The sequence below is a fragment of the Bacillus sp. AF62 genome, from assembly GCF_050312695.1.
GTDB lineage: Bacteria > Bacillota > Bacilli > Bacillales > Bacillaceae_G > Bacillus_A > Bacillus_A cereus.
In genome coordinates this window covers 86,477-106,824 of the sequence record NZ_JBNPJZ010000084.1, presented here as the reverse complement: position 1 = coordinate 106,824, position 20,348 = coordinate 86,477, and the positions used below count along the sequence as shown (strand labels likewise).

The following is a 20,348-nucleotide window of genomic DNA, read 5'->3' as shown; positions in this document are numbered from 1 at the left end:
CTGCTTTATATGATATGTGGGAATAAGAACCAATTTTACGTATGATATAGAAAGAAAATAAGGGAAAACTAAAGTTATAGACTGATTAGGGGGTTTCGCAATTTGCGACGTACATTATATCGACTTATGATAGAACTTACAAATGGTCGCTTTACTTCTTATATATTACGTAAATTTGCACAATCTCGTTTGAGCTCTATCATTATTCCATCGTATGCGAAAGTTTTTCAAATTAATCAAGATGAGATGGAAAAGGGTTTGAAGGAATATAGAACATTGCATGAATTATTTACGCGTAAGCTAAAAGAAGGAAAGCGTAGTATTGATACAGATGCATCGAGTATCGTTAGTCCTGTTGATGGTGTTTTTGCAGATCATGGTCCTATTGAGGATACAAAAACATTTGATATTAAAGGAAAGCGCTATTCAATTGTGGATATGCTAGGTAATGAAGAACGTGCAACGCGATATGCAGGCGGTACATATATGGTAATTTATTTGAGTCCAAGTCACTATCATCGCATTCATAGTCCGCTTTCTGGTTCTGTGACTGAAAGATTTGTACTCGGTAGAAAATCGTATCCGGTAAATGCAGCTGGTATGGAATACGGGAAAGAACCGCTGTCAAAAAATTATCGTTCTGTTACAGAAGTAAGCAGTGATGGCGAACATATGGCTCTTGTAAAAGTAGGGGCCATGTTTGTTAATAGTATTGAGCTTTTGCATGAGAGAGACACTGTTCAAAAAGGTGAAGAAATGGCATACTTTACATTTGGTTCAACAGTTGTGTTATTGTTTGAAAAAGATATGATAGAAGTAGTGCAGGAATTAAAGAGTGGACAAGAGCTGCGTCTTGGTGAAAAAATAGCTACTCGATTAGCTCATAAATAAAGAAAAGCTTTTATAACCGTAAGTAAGAGTTATGGGCAAAGATACTTAATGATGAAATCCCCTAGATGGGAGTACTTGTTTATTCGAGAGCCATCGTAGGATGGCTCTTTTTACAGGGCATTCAATAATGTATCCTGTAACTGTTTGATTGGTACGGGCTGATTAAACTTTCACTTTATATGTAATCAAGAAGATTTGACAAGCTTGTCCTCTAATGAGCGTCTAATGATTTCTTGTTTTATAAGTAAAATGAAGTCGGGATTTAATTTTAGTTCTTTTGCTTTATAATAAGACTCAGTGAGTAACTCAGTGGATAACTGTTCCATATGTTTTGTTTTCAAGGTGAGTCACCTCCTAATAATATAAGGATTGATTCGTTGATGCATTTAATGTACCAAAAAAGTATGACAGTCACAAACGAGTGGTTATCCACATACCTAGGTGGATAAAGTGTGTATAGTTTGTTAGTAAATTCCAAATTAACTGAAAGATTAATGTGGAAAATGTGTACAATTTTATCCACAGGTTATATATCGAAAAATGTTGTCGAAAAATTTTATGAAAAATCCTCAAAGAGGTGAAAGAAATTGAAGCTATTTTTACCAAATGAATACGTGAAAAATGTATATCATGTTCAACCAGAAGATTTAAAAAAACGTGGGATTAAAGGTGTTATTACTGATTTAGATAACACTTTAATTGAATGGGATCGTCCAAATGCAACCCCGCAACTTGAAGAATGGTTCTTAAAAATGAAAGAGCAAGGCATCCAAGTAACGGTTGTTTCAAATAATAATGAGCAACGTGTAAAAGATTTTGCTGACCCATTAGGTATTCCATTTATTCATAGTGCACGTAAACCATTTGTTCGAGCGTTTAAGCGTGCGATACAAGAGATGCATCTGCAGGCAGAGGAAGTTGTAGTAATTGGAGATCAGTTACTGACTGATGTGCTTGGTGGAAACCGAGTAGGGCTTCATACAATTTTAGTTGTACCGGTAGCACAAACGGACGGATTAGTGACGCGCTTTAATCGAAAAATTGAACGAAGAATCATGAAAAATATGAAGAAAAAAGGTTTAATTAACTGGGAGGAATAAAGTTTGACTGAAACAATTAAATGTATTGGTTGCGGTGTAGAAATTCAAACAGAAAATAAAAACGAAGTGGGGTATGCTCCTACCTCATCTTTAGAGAAAGAACAAGTCATTTGTCAACGTTGTTTTCGCTTGAAGCATTACAATGAAATTCAAGATGTATCGTTAACAGATGATGACTTCCTACGCATTTTAAATGGAATTGGAAAATCAGATGCATTAGTAGTCAAAATTGTAGATATTTTTGATTTTAATGGTAGCTGGTTACCTGGCTTACATCGTTTCGTAGGAAATAATAAAGTATTACTTGTTGGAAATAAAGCTGATTTAATTCCAAAGTCAGTAAAACATGATAAAGTAAAGCATTGGATGCGCTATAGTGCAAAGCAGCTAGGATTAAAACCAGAAGATGTCTTTTTAATTAGTGCAGCGAAGGGACAAGGAATTGCTGAACTAGCAGATGCTATTGAGTATTATCGCGGCGGCAAAGATGTTTATGTTGTTGGATGTACGAATGTAGGGAAATCGACATTTATTAATCGTATGATTAAAGAATTTAGTGATGAGACTGAAAATGTAATTACAACATCTCATTTCCCAGGAACAACACTGGATTTAATTGATATTCCATTAGACGAAGAATCTTCTTTATATGATACGCCAGGTATTATTAACCACCACCAAATGGCTCATTATGTTGGGAAGCAAAGCTTAAAGCTTATTACACCAACAAAAGAAATTAAGCCGATGGTATTCCAATTAAATGAAGAACAAACGTTATTCTTTAGTGGATTGGCACGTTTTGATTATGTAAGTGGTGGTCGTCGTGCGTTTACTTGTCACTTCTCGAATCGTTTAACAATCCATCGTACAAAGCTTGAGAAAGCAGCTGAATTATATAAAAATCATGCTGGAGATTTACTAAGCCCGCCAACACCAGAAGAATTAGCAAATATGCCTGAGTTAGTGAAATACGAATTTAATATTCGTGAACCAAAGACGGATGTTGTATTCTCTGGATTAGGATGGGTTACTGTGAACGAACCAGGCGCGAAAATTGTTGCACACGTACCAAAAGGAGTAAGTGTTTCACTACGTAAATCTTTAATTTAATATGGAGAGGGATTTATGAAACAATTATATGGTGTAATCGGAAATCCAATTGGACATTCATTATCACCCGTTATGCATAACGATGCATTTGAACACTTGAATATGGATGCCCATTATCATGCATTCCTTGTTGAAGAGGAAGCGCTAGGGGAAGCAGTAAGAGGTTTAAAAGCATTAGGTATTTCAGGATTTAATGTAACAACTCCGCACAAGGTTGCTATCATGGAGTATTTGGATGAGGTTGATCCATTGGCAAGGAAAATCGGTGCAGTAAATACAGTGGTTCATAAGAATGGAAGGTTAATTGGCTACAACACAGATGGAATTGGTTTTGTTCGAGCGCTGCAGTCAATTAGTAATGAACCACTTCAAGGGAAACGTATTTTGTTACTTGGTGCAGGTGGTGCTAGCCGAGCTATCTATTTTTCTCTTGCTGATGTAGGTGTAAAAGAGATTGATGTAGCCAATCGTACAGTAAATAAGGCGAAAGAACTTATTGCTGCACGTACGGCCGATGTTAATTCTGTTGCTTTGTCGTTAGAAAAAGCGACAGAAGAACAAGGAAATTATGATATTATCATTCAGACGACAACGATAGGTATGCATCCACACGTCGAACATACGCCATTACAAATGTGTTCGTTAAAAAAAGGAACGATTGTATCAGATATAATTTATAATCCATTTGAAACGAAAATTTTATGTGAGGCAAAAGAGCAAGGTGCAATCATTCAAAATGGTATTGATATGTTTGTTTATCAAGGAGCACTTGCATTTGAAATGTGGACAGGACGTGTACCAAATATTGATCGAATGAAACAATTAGTTATAGAAAAGCTTGGAGGCTAACATATATGTTAACAGGAAAACAAAAAAGATTTTTACGTGCGCAAGCACATCATTTAACACCAATTTTTCAAGTAGGAAAAGGCGGAGTAAATGAAAATATGGTAAAACAAATTGGAGAAGCGTTAGAAGTTCGTGAACTATTTAAAGTGAGTGTATTACAAAACTGTGAATTTGATCGCCGTGAGGTTGCGGAAGAACTTGCAAAAGGTGCACGTGCTGAAATCGTTCAAGTAATTGGAAGTACAATCGTTTTATACAAAGAATCAAGAGAAAATAAACAAATTAAGCTTCCTCGATAAAAAGATTAGCATGCGCTATTTTTTATCGCTGATGCGTAATGATGTAGAGAGCGAAACCAATTGAACTTTTATTAATAGCAACTCTCTTCGTTCCTAACCAAGGAGAGTTGCTGTATGTAAAAGGAAGGGGCGTTTCTTTTGAGGAAAATTGGCATCATTGGCGGTACATTTGATCCGCCTCACTATGGACATTTGCTAATTGCAAATGAAGTATATCACGCTTTGGAATTGGAAGAAGTATGGTTCTTGCCAAACCAGATTCCGCCACATAAACAAGGACGTAATATTACAAGTATAGAAAGTCGTTTACATATGTTAGAGCTTGCGACTGAGGCAGAAGAACACTTTTCTATTTGTTTAGAAGAGCTAAGCAGGAAGGGCCCATCTTATACGTATGACACTATGTTACAATTGACGAAGAAGTATCCGGATGTGCAGTTTCACTTTATTATCGGTGGGGATATGGTTGAGTATTTACCGAAGTGGTATAACATTGAAGCTTTACTTAATCTTGTAACATTTGTTGGAGTTGCAAGACCTGGGTATACATTGCATACACCATATAAGATTACTACAGTGGAAATTCCGGAATTTGCAGTTTCTTCATCCTTATTACGTGAGAGATATAAGGAGAAGAAAACGTGTAAATATTTACTTCCTGAAAAAGTACAGGTATATATCGAGAGGAATGGGTTGTATGAATCGTGAGAATGCACTTCATATTGTCAAACAACAAATGCATGAAAAACGTTATATACACACAATTGGTGTAATGGAGACAGCGATTGAGCTTGCTAAGTTATACGGTGTGGACGAGAAAAAAGCAGAGATGGCAGCTATATTCCATGATTATGCGAAATGTAGAGCAATTTCAGAGATGGAAGAGATTATTAAACGTGAAGATTTGCCGAAAGATTTACTTTGCTATAATAAAGAGTTGTGGCATGCGCCTGTTGGGGCATACTTAGTAGAAAAAGAGGTAGGCATTACGGATTCTGAAATATTGCAAGCTATTACATATCATACAAGTGGTCATGAGAACATGACGATGTTAGATAAAGTGATTTATGTAGCTGATTACATTGAGCCAGGGCGAAAGTTTCCAGGTGTGGAAGAGGCTCGTAAACTCGCATATACGGATATAAATCAAGCTTTATTATTTGCCTTAAAGAGAACAATTCAATTTTTAATGGAAAAAAATCAGACGATTTATCCATTAACATTCCAAACATACAATGCAGTTATCAAGGAGGAAATGAGTAAATGAACGATAAAGATTTATTAGTGTTAGCGGCAAAAGCAGCTGATGATAAAAGAGCAGAAGATATGGTTGTCCTAAATATGCAAGGTATTTCACCAATTGCAGATTATTTCATTATTTGTCACGGTAATTCAGATAAACAAGTGCAAGCAATTGCACGTGAAATTAAATCAAAAGCACATGAGTTCCAAATCGACGTACAACGTATGGAAGGTTTTGACGAAGCACGTTGGGTATTAGTTGATCTTGGAGATGTAGTTGCCCATGTATTCCATAAAGATGAGCGTAATCACTATAATTTAGAGCGTCTATGGGGCGATGTGCCACGTGAAGATATAACAGAAGAGCTAGGCCAATGAAATACGAACAATTTGCATTGTTGTACGACGAACTGATGAATGATGTCCCTTATGATAAATGGGTAGAATTCACAGAGGAAAGCCTGCAGCAGGCAGATATGAAAGAGGCAAAAATTCTTGATGTAGCATGCGGTACGGGTAATGTAACCCTTCCGCTTGTGCAAAAGGGTTACGATTTAATAGGTGTCGATCTTTCAGAAGAAATGTTAACAGTCGCTCAGCAAAAACTAGGAGGAGAGGGATACTTTATTCCTTTTTACCAACAAGACATGCGAGAGCTTGATGTTCCAGGTGAGTTTGACTGCGTCACTATCTTTTGTGATTCATTAAATTATGTATTGCAAGAAGATGGAGTACAAGAAACATTTAGAAGAGTGTTTCACCATTTGCGTCAAGATGGTTTGTTTTTATTTGATGTACATTCTTTATATAAAATACATCATGTATTTCAAAATGAAACGTATACAGTGAATGGAGAAGAAATATCTCTTATTTGGAATTGCTTCCCTGGTGAAGAATCAAATAGTGTAGAGCATGATTTGACATTCTTTGTTCAAGATCCGGAAGAAGATGTGTACCATCGGTTTGACGAATGTCACGTGCAACGTGCATATCAAGTGGAAGAGTTAACGAAATGGCTTGAAGAAGCAGGTTTTACAGTTCTTCGTGTAACAGGTGATTTTGAGCGACTTGAAGTTACAGAACAAACAGAGCGTATTTTCTTCATGGCGAAGAAAAACGGATAAAACAAATAAAACAAAAGCAACCGAGAAGGTTGCTTTTGTTTTATAAAGAAGATGTATTTTTAGTTCTAGCATAATCTGAAGATCGTATGCGTAAAGTGTGGGAATAGTAGTTGAAGTGAAAATGTATTGTAAAAAAGTAAGTATTTATAAAAAGGATTTGGAATGAAAATGACGTATTTATTATGTGTGTTTATTGAATTGCTGATCAACGCATTCTAAATCTTCATCAAATTTTTCATGTGTTCGCTCGATTAACTTATGGAACATATCTCCAACGTGTTCTTCTAAAACCCGAATGCCTTCCCCGGTAACGCCGCCTTTCACGCAAACCTTTTCTTGTAAGGTAGGTAATGTGAAGATTTCTTTTTCAAGTAATTTCCCCATCCCCACGACCATTTCACTTACTAAAGTAGTAGCCTCTTCGTGTGTAATATTTGTTTTATCTACAGCAGCGTTAATGAAGCATTGTAGTAAATAACTAAAGAAAGCAGGACCGCAACTTGCTATATCAGATGAAACACGTGTTATATCTTCTTCTATTACAAGAGGTGTAGAAATATTTTTGAATAGACGAAGTAGTTTTTGTTGCCATTCTTCAGAGCAATTATCTCCAAATGTAAATAGTGAGGCGCCAGAGAGGGCGCGATTTGTGATACTTGGAATGATACGTGCGACGTGGCACGGTACGAGAGTCTCTAATTGTGATGGAGATATTGGACTTGTAATAGAAACTAAGCACGTTTCATCAGAAAAATGTTCAGCGTATTTTTTTAGGATAGGGTATATATCTATCGGCTTAACGCAAATAAAAATAAGTTGTGATTGTTCGATTACTTCCGGGATTGTTTTTGCTATATGAACAGAAGGGTATTTTTCTTTTATATGATATGCTTTGGCAGGCGTCCGATTAATGATTGTAAGGCACGAAGGTTTGACAGCACGGGTTTCTAAAAATGCATCGATTAGTATATTCCCCATGTTTCCTGTCCCTATAATTCCTATGTTCAAAGTTTCATCCCTCCTTCGTAACAGCTTTCTCCTAAACAATATGAATGATGTTATAAATTTATGATTAGAGGTGTAAAATGATGTGGGATTTTCCGAAAAAGTGGTTAGGTTTAGTAGCTATTATTGGAACTTTACTTTTTCTTGTTTTTTGGAAAACGAATCAGAGTGTAGAACGAACGCCTATTACAATGAATGTGCAAGAGAAGGAGATAGAAAAAAAGGGTAAACCGAAAATATCGGATACAAAGGAACAGAAAAGAACAATTATAATTGATGTGAAAGGAGCGGTTAATAAAGAAGGGGTATATGAAATGAAGGAAGGAGATCGCGTAAAGGATGCGGTTCAAAAGGCTGGTGGTTTTTTATCAGAAGTAGATATGAAAAAAGTGAATTTAGCACAAATTGTACAAGATCAAATGCTTCTTTATATACCGAGTAAAAATGAGTCAGAACAAGGGATGTTTACTTCTTCTAAGGAAGATGGCAAGATTCGAATAAATACAGCAGCGAAAGAGCAATTGGAAAAAATTACAGGGATTGGCTCTCGAAAGGCAGAAAGTATTTTGAAATATCGAGAAGAGCATGGTCCGTTTCAGAAAATAGAAGATTTATTAGAGATTGATGGGATTGGTGCGAAGTCTCTTGAAAAGATAAAAGATCAAATTATTATTCCGTAAAAGATTGACGAAGTTTTTCTTCTTTCGCTACACTACAAGTAGACAAAAAAGTAGGTGAAAAATATGGAACGAATTTCATGGGATCAATATTTTATGACGCAAAGCCATCTACTATCGTTACGTAGTACATGTACAAGGCTTGCGGTAGGAGCGACAATCGTTCGCGATAAACGAATTATTGCTGGTGGATATAATGGTTCGATTAAAGGTGGCGTACATTGTATAGATGATGGTTGTTACGTAATCGATAATCATTGTGTTCGGACAATTCATGCCGAAATGAATGCTTTATTACAATGTGCCAAGTTTGGTGCGAAAACAGAGGAAGCAGAAATTTACGTTACGCATTTCCCTTGTTTACAATGTTGTAAGGCAATTATTCAAAGTGGTATTACAGCGGTTTATTATGCGCAGGATTATAAAAATCATCCATACGCCATAGAGTTATTTGAACAAGCGAATGTAACAGTGAAGCACGTTCCGCTAGAATATGATATCGCTGCATTAGAGGAGCAAAAACGTTATACGGAGTTAAAAGAATTATTTGCGTCTTTAGAAAAAGATAATTTATCAATGGAAGAATTACAGCATGTATTCACGAAAGCAAAAATGATGCTATAAGGAGTGAGTATAAGTTGCAGGAACAATGGGGGTATGTTGCAATCTCGTTTATAATAGGGATTGCAATTGCCTTTTCCTCGTCACTTTTATTGATAGTTTTTTGCCTCTTTTTAAATGTTTTCTTCTGTTTATATCGCACTTCGCGTAAAACCTTCTTTTTTTGCATTGTAGCGTGCTTTAGTGGCGCTATATACACTTCCTATGTTCAAGGGTGGAATAAGTCTCTAGGAGAGTCCTATGGAGTTACAAGAGGGGTTATACAAAATACACCGCTTGTTAATGGAGATCGCCTATCTTTTCAGTTTGAAGATCACAATAAAAATATAGTGCAGTTAAGTTATAGAATAAAATCAGCCTTGGAAAAGGAAAAAATGCAACAATTATACGCAGGGATATCATGTGTATTCGAGGGTGAGAGGAAAGAACCGCAAACAGCTCGGAATTTTCATGGTTTTAATTACCGTGATTATTTATACAAGCAACATATTCATTTCACATTTGAGGCTACATATATTTCTGAATGCTATAAAACATCACTGTCGCTCATACAACGGATTCTCCTTTTGAGGCAACAAGTAATCTCGAAAGTTACAGAGATGTTTCCAGAGCAATCAGGTGCTTTTATGAATGCGTTACTATTTGGTGATAGACAACAAATGACGTTTGAAGTGGAAGAGCAATATCAACAGTTTGGTCTTGTACATTTGTTAGCAATTTCAGGTTCGCACATTGTATTGTTAATGGTGATAGTATATTTTATTTTGCTAAGAAGTGGTGCGACGAGGGAGGTAGCAACAATTTGCCTTATCATTTGTATTCCTTTGTATATGGTTTTAGCAGGGGCGTCACCCTCTGTTATAAGGGCTTCTATAACAGGAGTTTTGACGTTGATTGCTTTTATGTGCTCGATTCGTTTATCTAGTTTAGATGCTTTAAGTGTAACAGCTATATGTATGCTTATATATGACCCTTATCTTGTTTTTAATATTGGATTTCAGTTTTCTTTTGTAGGTAGCTTCGCTTTACTTTTGTCTGCTCCGTTATTGTTAGTGAGTAGCAACGGAGTAATCCGAAATTCTATTTATATTTCTATCATTTCACAGCTCGTTAGTACTCCGATTTTGTTATATCACTTTGGTTATTTTTCTCCATATAGCATTTTCCTCAATCTTTTATACGTTCCGTTTTTATCTACCATTGTATTACCATGTAGCATTATTATTTTACTGTGTATGCCAATTGTCCCGTTTCTCGCAAAAGGATTTGCGGATGTGTTATCAATAGGCTTGAGTATGTCTAATGTTTTTCTAAGTTATTGTGAAAGTTTACCATTTAACCAGCTTATTTTCGGGAAAACGTCCTTCAATCTTGTAGCTGTATATTGCGCGAGTATTGTCAGTATATTGATGGTTTGGGAAAGGAGAGCGCCGAAAAAAATGGTTTGTATAGTTGTGAGTATATTTCTTTTTATTAGCACGTGTCATTATGTATATCCATATTTTAGAGGAAGTGGAAGTGTAACATTTATTGATGTTGGACAAGGTGATGCAATATTAATTCGCCTTCCGTATGATAAAGGGGTTTATCTTATTGATACAGGTGGAACGCTTCGTGTCAATAAGGAAGAGTGGCAACAAAAAAAGCATGAATTTTCTGTTGGAAATGATGTTTTAATACCCTATTTACAAAAAGAAGGTATTAAAACAATTGATAAATTAATCGTAACGCATGGAGATGCAGATCATATAGGTGCTGCGCAAGAATTATTATCATATATACCTGTAAAAGAAGTTGTGTTTGGCCGGAAGGGAAAAGATGCAGTATTAGAAAAAGTAGTAAAGAAACAGGCATTAGAAAAGGAAATGAAAATAACTGAAGTGGGGGAAGGGGAAAGTTGGAGTGTAAATGAAGCTGAATTTTTCGTTTTAGCTCCAAAAGGAAAAGAAAAAAGTGAAAATAATGCTTCAATTGTAATATGGGCAAAATTTGGAGGATTGACGTGGCTATTTACAGGCGATTTAGAAGAAGAAGGAGAGCAGTTTTTAGTATCTGCGTATCCAGATTTGCGAGTAGATGTTTTAAAAGTTGCTCATCATGGAAGTAACACGTCATCTATAGAGTCTTTTTTGAACGTTATACAGCCCCGTGTAGCGATTATATCTGTTGGTAAGCAGAATAGATATGGACACCCGCATAAAGAAGTGATAGAGCGTTTGGAGAAGATGGGGAGTGCGATATGGCGCACGGACAAGCAAGGTGCTATTTCCTATGTTTTTAAAGGGGAAAATGGAACCTTTCAAAGTAAAATCACATACGATAAGACATATAATAGGTGAAAAAGAGAAGACTGCCATGAAGTGGCAGCCTTTAAGAACCGATAAATTTAATAACAGTTGCAATGATGAAAAGTGTTGCGAAAAAACCAAATGAGACGATAAATCCTACCCCTGAATCAATAGCGTCATTGCGTTTACTTTGAACGTTTTGTTCAAAATCATTCATTTAGAATCCCTCCCCAACATTCCACTTTAGTATAGAATATTGTCAGAAAAAAATCTACAATTTCCATATGAAGAGAAAATGAGCTTTTTTGCTACTTTTAGATCATGAAGTAACGTGAGTTTTTTGTTTCCAAGCATGTTAACAGTTGGCACTTATACTCGAATTTTTATTGTGAATAATAAAGGGAAGGTGATTACCGCACACCAATAAGAAACCCGGGGCTTATTGCGTGGCGTTTAATATAAATAAAGGGACGGGTTATAAAGCCTGTTCCTTTGTACTTGTAAAACAAAAGCTAGGGCATTAGTATAAATATATATTGCCAAGTTAGGGAGTAGGAAAAAGTATGAGTGATATACATAAAAAAATTAAAAAGAAACAGTTTGCTTCGTTATATTTACTATATGGAACGGAAGCTTTTTTTATAAATGAAACGATAAAGCTTATTACGACAGAAGCACTTGAAGAAGAAGATCGAGAGTTTAATGTTGTGACATACGATTTGGAAGAAGCATATTTAGAAGATGTGGTTGAGGATGCGCGTACGCTTCCTTTCTTTGGAGAACGGAAAGTACTGGTAATAAAATCACCGCTATTTCTGACTTCGCAAAAAGAAAAGTTAGAGCAAAATATAAAAATTTTAGAAGAATACATTGGTGAACCTTCTCCATTTTCTATTCTTGTTTTTGTTGCGCCTTACGAAAAACTTGATGAGCGAAAAAAAATTACAAAACTATTAAAGAAAACAGCAGATGTAGTAGAAGCGAATGCGATGCAAGTGCAGGATGTTCAGAAGTGGATTATTGCTCGTGCAGATGAAGTGCATGTGCACATTGATAACGCGGCTGTTAGTTTATTGCTAGAGCTTGTGGGAAGTAATGTAACGATGTTGGCGAAGGAAATGGACAAGTTAACGTTATACGTTGGTATGGGCGGAGAGATTACGACGAAACTTGTTGCAGAGCTTGTGCCAAAATCAGTTGAGCAAAATGTATTTGCTTTGACAGAAAAAGTGGTGAAAAAAGATATTGCAGGTGCAATGCGAATTTTGGATGGATTATTTACGCAGCAGGAAGAGCCGATTAAATTGCTTGCGTTATTAGTGAGTCAATTCCGTTTGTTGTATCAAGTGAAAGAGTTACAGCAACGTGGTTATGGGCAAAATCAAATTGCATCTCATATTGGTGTACATCCGTATCGTGTAAAATTGGCGATGAATCAAACGAAATTTTTCTCTTTTGAAGAATTAAAAAAAGTGATTATAGAATTAGCAGAAGCTGATTATAGTATGAAGACGGGAAAGATGGATAAGAAACTTGTGCTCGAGTTTTTCTTAATGCGATTAAATCATATGTGATGACACAAAAAAGTTCATGTACCTAGTGCATGAACTTTTTTTGTATATAAAAAAACGATCCAAATGGATCGTTTTTTAAACGCCTTACGCGTTTACTTGTTTCGCTAAGCGAGATTTTTGACGAGATGCAGCGTTTTGGTGGATAAGACCTTTACGAGCTGCTTTGTCAAGTTTTTTAGAAGCAGTTTTGAAAGCTTCTTTAGCATTTTCAAGATCGTTATTAGTAACTAAAGCTTCTACAGTTTTAACAGCAGAACGCATGTCAGACTTGATAGAAGCGTTATGTGCACGACGCTCTTCGCTAAGTTTAGCGCGTTTGATAGCAGATTTGATGTTTGCCATACTTTTCACCTCCCTGGTGCAATCGAATGACTCGATTCTTACATAGAACAAGTGATATTCTATCAAACGGTGAAGAGAATTGCAATAGTATATCCATGAAATTTCACGTAAAGGAAAGAATGACCTTATATAACTTTGGGAAATCTAACGATATTTACTATGAATTACGGAGGAGATACGATGAAAGAACCATTGGATTTAAGTAAATATAGCGTTAGAACTGACCTTGCTGTAGAAGCTCATCAAATGTTGCAAGAAAGCCAAGAAGAACAAAAAGGGATACAGGGGGTAATTGTAAAAGAGAGGGAAGAAGAAGGTACTATAATTACAAAAGTAACAATTGATGAAGCTGCCTCTGAAGCGATGGGTAAAAAACCTGGAAATTATTTAACGCTTGAAGTACAAGGTATACGTCAGCAAGATACAGAACTTCAACAAAAAGTGGAGCGTATTTTTGCAAAAGAATTTTCTTATTTCTTAGAAGAGGTTGGTGTTACAAAAGAAGCGAGCTGTTTAATTGTAGGCCTTGGGAATTGGAATGTAACACCGGATGCTCTTGGGCCAATAGTTGTAGAAAATGTATTAGTAACGAGACATTTGTTTCAATTGCAGCCTGAAAGTGTAGAAGAAGGATTCAGGCCTGTTAGTGCAATTCGGCCGGGGGTAATGGGGATTACAGGCATCGAAACGAGCGATGTTATTTATGGGATTATTGAGAAGACAAATCCAGACTTTGTAATTGCGATTGACGCATTAGCTGCTCGTTCTATTGAACGAGTAAATAGCACGATACAAATTTCTGATACTGGAATCCATCCTGGATCAGGGGTTGGGAATAAACGTAAGGAACTAAGTAACGAGACATTAGGTATCCCTGTTATCGCAATTGGTGTTCCGACTGTGGTCGATGCCGTTTCGATTACAAGTGATACAATTGATTTTATTTTGAAACATTTTGGTCGAGAGATGAAAGAAGGAAACAAACCTTCAAGATCTTTGTTACCAGCGGGATTTTCATTTGGAGAAAAGAAAAAATTAACAGAAGAAGATATGCCAGATGAAAAGAGCCGAAATATGTTTTTAGGTGCTGTTGGTACGTTAGAAGAAGAAGAAAAAAGAAGGTTGATTTATGAAGTGCTATCGCCCCTTGGTCATAACTTAATGGTGACCCCAAAAGAAGTAGATACTTTTATTGAGGATATGGCGAATGTAATAGCGAGTGGTTTAAATGCAGCGCTGCATCATCAAATTGATCAAGATAATACGGGAGCGTATACACATTGAGGGAGAAAGATGATAATGGTTTGAGTCGTTTTGCGCTTTTGTGTATATGTAGTGTAGCTTTATGTTTACTTATGATGATAGCAGGAGTGTCACTTGCTAATCATGGTTTGAAAAGTATGAAAGGTTATCGGCAATTGTCGTATGAACAAATAGCTCATATGACAGGGACAGAGAGTACAGGTGTTGAATCAGAAATTTTGGGTAGTTCGTTTTCAGCTTCAGAAAAACAACAACAATTAGAACGTTTAAGAAGTTTTAATGTTGTAGAAGGAATTGGGATGGCGGTAGCAAGTGTAGCTTATGAAATGACGAAGTTCGGAACGGATATAGTTGTTGGGAAAATAAAGGGGATTTTTAGCTAAGAGTAGCATGGGAGATGGTTGTTTTACTGATTTGTAAGACAACCGTTTTAAAATTTGAAAAGGGTTTGTCTCTTATGGTTTATTCGCATAAGATATAGATAGAATGATTTGTATCGTAAGCAGCACGAGTTTTCATTGAATCTTTGTTGCTCTATTGATATAATCAGTGCTAGTGTATATTGGCGAGACTATTAGGAGTTGAGAACATAGATGAACAAAGAAGAAAGAGCAAAAAGACAGTCCAAAATTCGTAATTTCTCTATTATTGCTCATATTGACCACGGAAAATCAACGTTAGCAGACCGTATTTTAGAGAAAACAAATGCGTTAACACAACGCGAAATGAAAGCTCAGTTGCTTGACTCTATGGATTTAGAGCGTGAGCGTGGTATTACAATCAAATTAAACGCAGTTCAATTAAACTATAAAGCAAAAGATGGTGAAGAATATATTCTTCATTTAATTGATACACCAGGACACGTCGACTTTACGTACGAAGTATCTCGTAGTTTAGCGGCTTGTGAAGGCGCGATTCTTGTAGTAGATGCAGCGCAAGGTATTGAAGCTCAAACGTTAGCGAACGTATACTTAGCGCTCGATAACAACTTAGAAATTTTACCAGTTATCAATAAAATCGACTTACCAAGTGCGGATCCAGAACGTGTACGTCAAGAGGTAGAAGATGTAATTGGTTTAGATGCATCAGAAGCGGTACTTGCTTCTGCGAAAGCTGGAATTGGTATTGAAGAAATTTTAGAACAAATTGTTGAAAAAGTACCAGCTCCGGCAGGTGATTCAGAAGAGCCGTTACAATGTATGATTTTCGACTCTTTATATGATCCGTACCGTGGTGTAATTGCTTATATCCGTGTTGTAAATGGAACGGTAAAAGTTGGCGATAAAGTACGTATGATGGCAACGGGTAAAGAATTTGAAGTAACAGAAGTAGGTGTATTTACACCGAAAACTACGCAACGTGACGAGTTAACAGTAGGTGATGTAGGTTTCTTAGCAGCATCTATTAAAAACGTAGGTGATACACGTGTTGGTGATACGATTACACATGCGAAACGTCCAGCTGCAGAGGCGTTACCAGGTTACCGTAAATTAAACCCGATGGTATTCTGTGGGCTGTATCCAATTGATTCTGCTCGTTATAACGATTTACGTGATGCGTTAGAAAAATTAGAGTTAAACGATTCTGCTCTTGAGTTTGAACCAGAAACATCTCAAGCGTTAGGATTTGGTTTCCGTTGTGGATTCTTAGGACTTCTTCACATGGAAATCATTCAAGAACGTATTGAACGTGAATTTAAGATTGACTTAATTACAACAGCGCCAAGCGTTATTTATAAAGTTTATTTAACAAACGGTGAAGATGTTATTGTTGATAATCCATCTAATATGCCAGATCCACAGTCTATCGATCGTGTAGAAGAGCCGTTTGTGAAGGCTTCAATTATGGTTCCGAATGACTATGTTGGAGCTGTAATGGAAATTTGCCAAGGTAAACGTGGAACGTTTATTGATATGCAATATTTAGATGAAACGCGTGTTACATTAACATATGAAATCCCGTTATCAGAAATCGTATATGACTTCTTCGATCAATTGAAATCAAATACGAAAGGGTATGCATCATTTGACTACGAGTTAATTGGTTATAAACCATCTAAACTTGTGAAAATGGATATTCTTTTAAATAATGAACAAGTGGATGCTTTATCATTTATCGTACACCGTGATTCAGCGTATGACCGTGGTAAAGTAATTGTAGAGAAATTAAAAGAATTAATTCCGAGACAACAGTTCGAAGTACCAATTCAGGCGACTATCGGAAATAAAGTTGTAGCACGTTCTACAATTAAGGCGATGCGTAAAAACGTACTTGCAAAATGTTACGGCGGTGACATTTCTCGTAAGCGTAAACTTCTTGATAAGCAAAAAGAAGGTAAAAAACGTATGAAGTCTGTTGGTTCTGTAGAAGTGCCACAAGAGGCATTCATGGCTGTACTGAAAATGGATGACAACTAATATTTGAAATAAAAAAGAAGTCGTTTGTGCGGCTTCTTTTTTCTGTATAATTACTTTTTAGACATCTGAGCAGCTCTCATTTACAATAATGAGAGAGCTTTTTAGTTCATATAGAGTTAGGAGATTGTTAATGTCCGAAAATATTCGAAAAGATATTCAAGATAAAATACAAAATGGCAATTTTAATTGTGAAAAGGAATTGACGCTTTCTATTATTAGTGGAAAGTGGAAAGTTGTGATACTGTGGCATCTTGGTGTGGAAGGGCCTCATCGTTTTAGTGAATTACAACGGTTATTCCCAAGCATTTCTCATAAAGTTTTGTCGAACCAATTAAAAGAGTTAATGGAAGATGGGATTGTTGATCGAACAGTATATCCCGAAATTCCTCCTCGTGTTGAGTATTATATGACGGAACTAGGCATGTCACTTTTACCGATCGTTGAAATGATGTATGATTGGGGAAAAATGCGAATGGAACAAATTCGTAATACGTTAGAGAAGTAGAGAATCCTCCGGAGTGCGGAGGTTTTCTTTTTAGAAAGGTAGGAGTTATATTTGGTACAAGCTGCATATATTCATATTCCGTTTTGTCAGCACATTTGTCACTATTGTGATTTTAATAAAGTGTTTATTGAACGCCAACCGGTTGATCAATATTTAGATTATTTAGAGAAGGAAATAATAAATACGGTTCAAAAAGTGCCGTTTGATAGTATGAAAACGATTTTTGTGGGCGGTGGAACTCCGACAGCGTTAAATAAGGAACAGACAAAAAAATTACTCGAGATTATTAATCGTCATTTGCGTCCGTTTGCTCCGAATTGTGAATTGACATTTGAAGCGAATCCAGGAGATCTACCGAAAGAGAAGTTGAATGTACTACTAGAAGGTGGAGTGAATCGAATTAGTTTTGGTGTGCAAACATTCCGTGATGAACTGCTTGAGAAAATCGGGCGCAAGCATACGAGGGAAGATGCATTCCTAGCAATTCGAGAAGCTCAGGAAGTAGGCTTTAAAAATATTAATGTAGATATTATTTATGCTTTGCCAGGACAAGCGATAGAAGATGTGAAGGAAACATTAGACATTGCTTTTACGCTTGGTGTACAACATTTCTCGGCATATTCATTAATTGTGGAACCTAAAACAGTGTTTTATAACTTAATGAATAAAGGGAAATTGCGTCTTCCGGGTGAAGACCATGAAGCTAAAATGTATGAAATGGTAATGGATGAAATGGAGAAACACGGTTATAACCAGTATGAAATTAGTAATTTCTCAAAAGGTGACAATAAAAGTAGACATAATCTCACATACTGGAATAATGAAGAGTATTATGGCTTTGGAGCTGGAGCTCATAGTTATGTGAATGGGGAACGTATTCAAAATGTAGGTCCACTGAAGCAATATTTTAATAAAATTGATGAAACAGGATTTCCGTATTTAGATGTTCATAAGGTGACGGAGAAAGAAAGAATGGAAGAAGAACTGTTCTTAGGACTTCGAAAAACAAAAGGTGTTTCTAAAACGGCATTCCGCAATAAATTTAATGTGGAGATGGATCAAGTTTTCGCGAAGCAGTTACAAAGCAATCAAGAACAAGGATTACTTGAAGAGGAAAATGGACATGTGCGTTTAACGCGAAAAGGAAAATTATTAGGGAATGAAGTATTCCAATCATTTTTGATTGACTAATTAAATGTTCCATAGGCGTGAAAAAGTTTCATTATTTCGTGACGTTTCCGTTGACAATTGAATGTCAATTTTGGTAAGTTATTAATAGATTTAGCACTCAAAGACAAAGAGTGCTAACAGAGGTGATGATGAGATGCTTACGGAACGTCAGCTCTTAATTTTACAAACAATTATTGATGACTTTATTGGATCAGCGCAGCCTGTTGGGTCTAGAACGTTGGCTAAAAAAGATGAAATCACATTTAGTTCAGCTACTATTCGAAATGAAATGGCGGACTTAGAAGAATTAGGTTTTATTGAAAAAACGCACAGTTCTTCTGGACGTGTTCCTTCTGAGAAAGGCTACCGATTTTATGTAGACCATCTTTTAGCGCCGCAAAACTTACCGAACGCTGAAATTGTACAAATTAAAGATTTATTTGCTGAAAGAATTTTTGAAGCGGAAAAAATTGCACAGCAATCTGCTCAAATTTTATCAGAACTTACGAATTATACGGCCATTGTTCTTGGACCGAAGTTAAGTACAAATAAACTTAAAAATGTACAAATTGTGCCGCTTGATCGTCAAACTGCAGTCGCTATTATTGTAACTGATACAGGGCATGTACAAAGTAAAACGATTACCGTTCCGGAATCTGTTGATTTATCAGATTTAGAAAAAATGGTTAATGTTTTAAATGAAAAGCTATCTGGCGTACCGATGGAAGAACTTCATAATAAAATCTTTAAGGAAATTGTTACAGTTTTACGTGGGTATGTTCATAATTACGATAGTGCAATAAAAATGTTAGATGGTACATTTCAAGTTCCGTTATCGGAAAAGATATACTTTGGAGGAAAAGCAAATATGCTTTCGCAGCCAGAGTTCCATGACATTCAAAAGGTTAGATCTTTGCTTACCATGATTGATAATGAAGCCGAATTTTATGACATTTTGCGTCATAAACAAGTCGGGATTCAAGTGAAAATTGGTAGGGAAAACACTTCGACGGCTATGGAGGATTGCAGTTTAATTTCTGCAACATATTCGATCGGCGAAGAGCAACTTGGAACAATTGCTATTTTAGGTCCTACGAGAATGCAATATTCTCGTGTAATTAGTTTGTTACAGTTATTTACGAGACAATTTACTGATGGACTTAAAAAGTAAATGAGAGTAATACATTCGCTCAAGTGATGAAATTTTCATTGCTGTGTGTAATATATAATGCTTAGGTAATCATGCTATGCATGATACCTAATACCTTTTAAGGAGGTGAATATTGTGGAAGAGCGTAACGAACAAGTGGTAGAAGAAGTAAAAGAAGCGCAAGTTGAAGAAGCTGTCACGCCAGAAAACAGTGAAGAAACTGTAGAAGAAAAAAGTGAGGCTGCTCTTTTACAAGAAAAAGTAGATGAGTTACAAGCGAAACTAACGGAAACGGAAGGTCGCACATTACGTCTACAAGCTGATTTTGAAAATTATAAGCGCCGTGTCCAAATGGATAAACAGGCTGCTGAAAAATATAGAGCACAAAGTCTAGTTTCAGACATCTTGCCAGCTCTTGATAATTTTGAAAGAGCAATGCAAGTGGAAGCGACTGATGAGCAAACGAAATCCTTGTTACAAGGTATGGAAATGGTGCATCGTCAATTGTTAGAAGCGCTGACTAAAGAAGGTGTGGAAGTGATTGAAGCTGTTGGTAAACAGTTTGATCCTAATGAACACCAAGCTATTATGCAAGTGGAAGATAGTGAATTTGAATCAAACGCGGTTGTGGAAGAATTCCAAAAAGGTTATAAATTAAAAGACCGTGTGATTCGCCCATCAATGGTAAAAGTAAATCAATAATTTACATAAAACTAGGAGG

At 36.2% G+C, this 20,348-nt stretch carries 24 protein-coding genes; 20 read left to right on the top strand and 4 right to left on the bottom strand.

All coding sequences use genetic code 11. The annotated features are described in order from the left end of the window. Positions 1-102 precede the first annotated feature (102 nt). Positions 103-891 (top strand): phosphatidylserine decarboxylase, encoded by a 789-nt coding sequence (locus ACQRBL_RS21615; protein ID WP_001255000.1) that lies wholly within the window; start codon positions 103-105, stop codon positions 889-891. Positions 892-1,076: 185 nt separating this feature from the next. Here ACQRBL_RS21615 and ACQRBL_RS21610 read toward each other — a convergent pair whose 3' ends face one another. Continuing rightward, positions 1,077-1,232 (bottom strand): sporulation histidine kinase inhibitor Sda, encoded by a 156-nt coding sequence (locus tag ACQRBL_RS21610; protein WP_000850094.1) that lies wholly within the window; start codon positions 1,230-1,232, stop codon positions 1,077-1,079. Positions 1,233-1,478: 246 nt separating this feature from the next. On the opposite strand from ACQRBL_RS21610, the gene ACQRBL_RS21605 reads away from it, so the two are divergent. From ACQRBL_RS21605 to ACQRBL_RS21570, 8 genes are all read left to right on the top strand, one after another. Further along, positions 1,479-1,991, top strand: coding sequence for a YqeG family HAD IIIA-type phosphatase (locus tag ACQRBL_RS21605; RefSeq protein ID WP_000765307.1), 513 nt, complete (start codon positions 1,479-1,481; stop codon positions 1,989-1,991). Between the two features lie 3 nt (positions 1,992-1,994). After that, positions 1,995-3,101: a ribosome biogenesis GTPase YqeH gene (yqeH, locus tag ACQRBL_RS21600; RefSeq protein ID WP_097961867.1), complete on the top strand. Its 1,107-nt coding sequence runs from the start codon at positions 1,995-1,997 to the stop codon at positions 3,099-3,101. Positions 3,102-3,116: 15 nt separating this feature from the next. Beyond that, complete coding sequence (gene aroE, locus ACQRBL_RS21595; protein ID WP_411995640.1) at positions 3,117-3,950, top strand: shikimate dehydrogenase; 834 nt, start codon at positions 3,117-3,119, stop codon at positions 3,948-3,950. Between the two features lie 5 nt (positions 3,951-3,955). Continuing rightward, on the top strand, positions 3,956-4,249 hold the full coding sequence (yhbY, locus tag ACQRBL_RS21590) for a ribosome assembly RNA-binding protein YhbY (protein WP_000955227.1): 294 nt from the start codon (positions 3,956-3,958) through the stop codon (positions 4,247-4,249). 138 nt (positions 4,250-4,387) lie between these two features. Beyond that, positions 4,388-4,957, top strand: coding sequence for a nicotinate-nucleotide adenylyltransferase (nadD, locus tag ACQRBL_RS21585; protein WP_001226037.1), 570 nt, complete (start codon positions 4,388-4,390; stop codon positions 4,955-4,957). Then, complete coding sequence (yqeK, locus tag ACQRBL_RS21580) at positions 4,947-5,516, top strand: bis(5'-nucleosyl)-tetraphosphatase (symmetrical) YqeK (RefSeq protein ID WP_001078478.1); 570 nt, start codon at positions 4,947-4,949, stop codon at positions 5,514-5,516. Before nadD ends, yqeK begins: the two co-directional genes overlap by 11 nt. Continuing rightward, the gene (gene rsfS, locus ACQRBL_RS21575; protein WP_000998173.1) at positions 5,513-5,869 is read left to right on the top strand and encodes a ribosome silencing factor; all 357 of its coding nucleotides are present in this window, start codon (positions 5,513-5,515) and stop codon (positions 5,867-5,869) included. The genes yqeK and rsfS overlap by 4 nt, the downstream gene beginning before the upstream one ends. Beyond that, positions 5,866-6,615, top strand: a complete 750-nt coding sequence (locus ACQRBL_RS21570; RefSeq protein ID WP_000873069.1) for a class I SAM-dependent methyltransferase — start codon at positions 5,866-5,868, stop codon at positions 6,613-6,615. The genes rsfS and ACQRBL_RS21570 overlap by 4 nt, the downstream gene beginning before the upstream one ends. 180 nt (positions 6,616-6,795) lie before the next feature. Here the strand turns inward: ACQRBL_RS21570 and comER are convergent, their stop codons facing one another. Beyond that, a complete protein-coding gene (gene comER, locus ACQRBL_RS21565; protein ID WP_001020554.1) occupies positions 6,796-7,623 on the bottom strand; it encodes a late competence protein ComER in 828 nt (275 codons plus the stop codon). Between the two features lie 77 nt (positions 7,624-7,700). Between comER and ACQRBL_RS21560 the strand changes: the two genes are divergently transcribed. The 3 genes from ACQRBL_RS21560 to ACQRBL_RS21550 all read left to right on the top strand — a co-directional run bounded on the left by ACQRBL_RS21560 (position 7,701) and on the right by ACQRBL_RS21550 (position 11,257). Next, a complete protein-coding gene (locus tag ACQRBL_RS21560; RefSeq protein ID WP_000989936.1) occupies positions 7,701-8,300 on the top strand; it encodes a helix-hairpin-helix domain-containing protein in 600 nt (199 codons plus the stop codon). 63 nt (positions 8,301-8,363) lie between these two features. Further along, positions 8,364-8,921: a ComE operon protein 2 gene (locus ACQRBL_RS21555; RefSeq protein WP_000439773.1), complete on the top strand. Its 558-nt coding sequence runs from the start codon at positions 8,364-8,366 to the stop codon at positions 8,919-8,921. A 14-nt stretch (positions 8,922-8,935) separates the two neighbouring features. Further along, a complete protein-coding gene (locus ACQRBL_RS21550; RefSeq protein WP_097961869.1) occupies positions 8,936-11,257 on the top strand; it encodes a DNA internalization-related competence protein ComEC/Rec2 in 2,322 nt (773 codons plus the stop codon). A gap of 31 nt (positions 11,258-11,288) precedes the next feature. Here ACQRBL_RS21550 and ACQRBL_RS21545 read toward each other — a convergent pair whose 3' ends face one another. Further along, positions 11,289-11,423 carry a YqzM family protein gene (locus ACQRBL_RS21545; RefSeq protein WP_000997609.1) on the bottom strand — a complete coding sequence of 45 codons (135 nt, stop codon included), beginning with the start codon at positions 11,421-11,423 and terminating at the stop codon, positions 11,289-11,291. Between the two features lie 346 nt (positions 11,424-11,769). Here ACQRBL_RS21545 and holA point away from each other — a divergent pair, with 346 nt between their 5' ends. Next, positions 11,770-12,780 (top strand): DNA polymerase III subunit delta, encoded by a 1,011-nt coding sequence (gene holA, locus ACQRBL_RS21540; protein ID WP_097919788.1) that lies wholly within the window; start codon positions 11,770-11,772, stop codon positions 12,778-12,780. A gap of 84 nt (positions 12,781-12,864) precedes the next feature. Here holA and rpsT read toward each other — a convergent pair whose 3' ends face one another. Further along, complete coding sequence (rpsT, locus tag ACQRBL_RS21535; RefSeq protein ID WP_001274012.1) at positions 12,865-13,122, bottom strand: 30S ribosomal protein S20; 258 nt, start codon at positions 13,120-13,122, stop codon at positions 12,865-12,867. Between the two features lie 180 nt (positions 13,123-13,302). Between rpsT and gpr the strand changes: the two genes are divergently transcribed. The 7 genes from gpr (at position 13,303) to grpE (ending at position 20,329) form a co-directional block, all read left to right on the top strand. Further along, a complete protein-coding gene (gene gpr / locus ACQRBL_RS21530; protein ID WP_000662646.1) occupies positions 13,303-14,406 on the top strand; it encodes a GPR endopeptidase in 1,104 nt (367 codons plus the stop codon). After that, positions 14,403-14,768 carry a YqxA family protein gene (locus ACQRBL_RS21525; RefSeq protein WP_097987088.1) on the top strand — a complete coding sequence of 122 codons (366 nt, stop codon included), beginning with the start codon at positions 14,403-14,405 and terminating at the stop codon, positions 14,766-14,768. Before gpr ends, ACQRBL_RS21525 begins: the two co-directional genes overlap by 4 nt. Before the next feature lie 210 nt (positions 14,769-14,978). Continuing rightward, a complete protein-coding gene (lepA, locus tag ACQRBL_RS21520) occupies positions 14,979-16,802 on the top strand; it encodes an elongation factor 4 (RefSeq protein ID WP_001030948.1) in 1,824 nt (607 codons plus the stop codon). Between the two features lie 130 nt (positions 16,803-16,932). Continuing rightward, positions 16,933-17,307, top strand: a complete 375-nt coding sequence (locus tag ACQRBL_RS21515) for a winged helix-turn-helix transcriptional regulator (protein ID WP_001293539.1) — start codon at positions 16,933-16,935, stop codon at positions 17,305-17,307. Between the two features lie 51 nt (positions 17,308-17,358). Next, positions 17,359-18,498: a radical SAM family heme chaperone HemW gene (gene hemW / locus ACQRBL_RS21510; protein WP_411995639.1), complete on the top strand. Its 1,140-nt coding sequence runs from the start codon at positions 17,359-17,361 to the stop codon at positions 18,496-18,498. A gap of 133 nt (positions 18,499-18,631) precedes the next feature. Beyond that, on the top strand, positions 18,632-19,648 hold the full coding sequence (gene hrcA, locus ACQRBL_RS21505) for a heat-inducible transcriptional repressor HrcA (RefSeq protein ID WP_000954942.1): 1,017 nt from the start codon (positions 18,632-18,634) through the stop codon (positions 19,646-19,648). Between the two features lie 114 nt (positions 19,649-19,762). After that, the gene (gene grpE, locus ACQRBL_RS21500; protein ID WP_000392711.1) at positions 19,763-20,329 is read left to right on the top strand and encodes a nucleotide exchange factor GrpE; all 567 of its coding nucleotides are present in this window, start codon (positions 19,763-19,765) and stop codon (positions 20,327-20,329) included. Positions 20,330-20,348 lie beyond the last annotated feature (19 nt).

Coding starts and splice junctions, on each gene's coding strand:
- aroE (WP_411995640.1), top strand. CDS start 3,117: ATGAAACAATTATATGGTGTAATCGGAAATCCAATTGGACATTCATTA.
- yhbY (WP_000955227.1), top strand. CDS start 3,956: ATGTTAACAGGAAAACAAAAAAGATTTTTACGTGCGCAAGCACATCAT.
- yqeK (WP_001078478.1), top strand. CDS start 4,947: ATGAATCGTGAGAATGCACTTCATATTGTCAAACAACAAATGCATGAA.
- rsfS (WP_000998173.1), top strand. CDS start 5,513: ATGAACGATAAAGATTTATTAGTGTTAGCGGCAAAAGCAGCTGATGAT.
- ACQRBL_RS21570 (WP_000873069.1), top strand. CDS start 5,866: ATGAAATACGAACAATTTGCATTGTTGTACGACGAACTGATGAATGAT.
- ACQRBL_RS21560 (WP_000989936.1), top strand. CDS start 7,701: ATGATGTGGGATTTTCCGAAAAAGTGGTTAGGTTTAGTAGCTATTATT.
- ACQRBL_RS21555 (WP_000439773.1), top strand. CDS start 8,364: ATGGAACGAATTTCATGGGATCAATATTTTATGACGCAAAGCCATCTA.
- ACQRBL_RS21545 (WP_000997609.1), bottom strand. CDS start 11,423: ATGAATGATTTTGAACAAAACGTTCAAAGTAAACGCAATGACGCTATT.
- holA (WP_097919788.1), top strand. CDS start 11,770: ATGAGTGATATACATAAAAAAATTAAAAAGAAACAGTTTGCTTCGTTA.
- rpsT (WP_001274012.1), bottom strand. CDS start 13,122: ATGGCAAACATCAAATCTGCTATCAAACGCGCTAAACTTAGCGAAGAG.
- gpr (WP_000662646.1), top strand. CDS start 13,303: ATGAAAGAACCATTGGATTTAAGTAAATATAGCGTTAGAACTGACCTT.
- lepA (WP_001030948.1), top strand. CDS start 14,979: ATGAACAAAGAAGAAAGAGCAAAAAGACAGTCCAAAATTCGTAATTTC.
- ACQRBL_RS21515 (WP_001293539.1), top strand. CDS start 16,933: ATGTCCGAAAATATTCGAAAAGATATTCAAGATAAAATACAAAATGGC.
- hrcA (WP_000954942.1), top strand. CDS start 18,632: ATGCTTACGGAACGTCAGCTCTTAATTTTACAAACAATTATTGATGAC.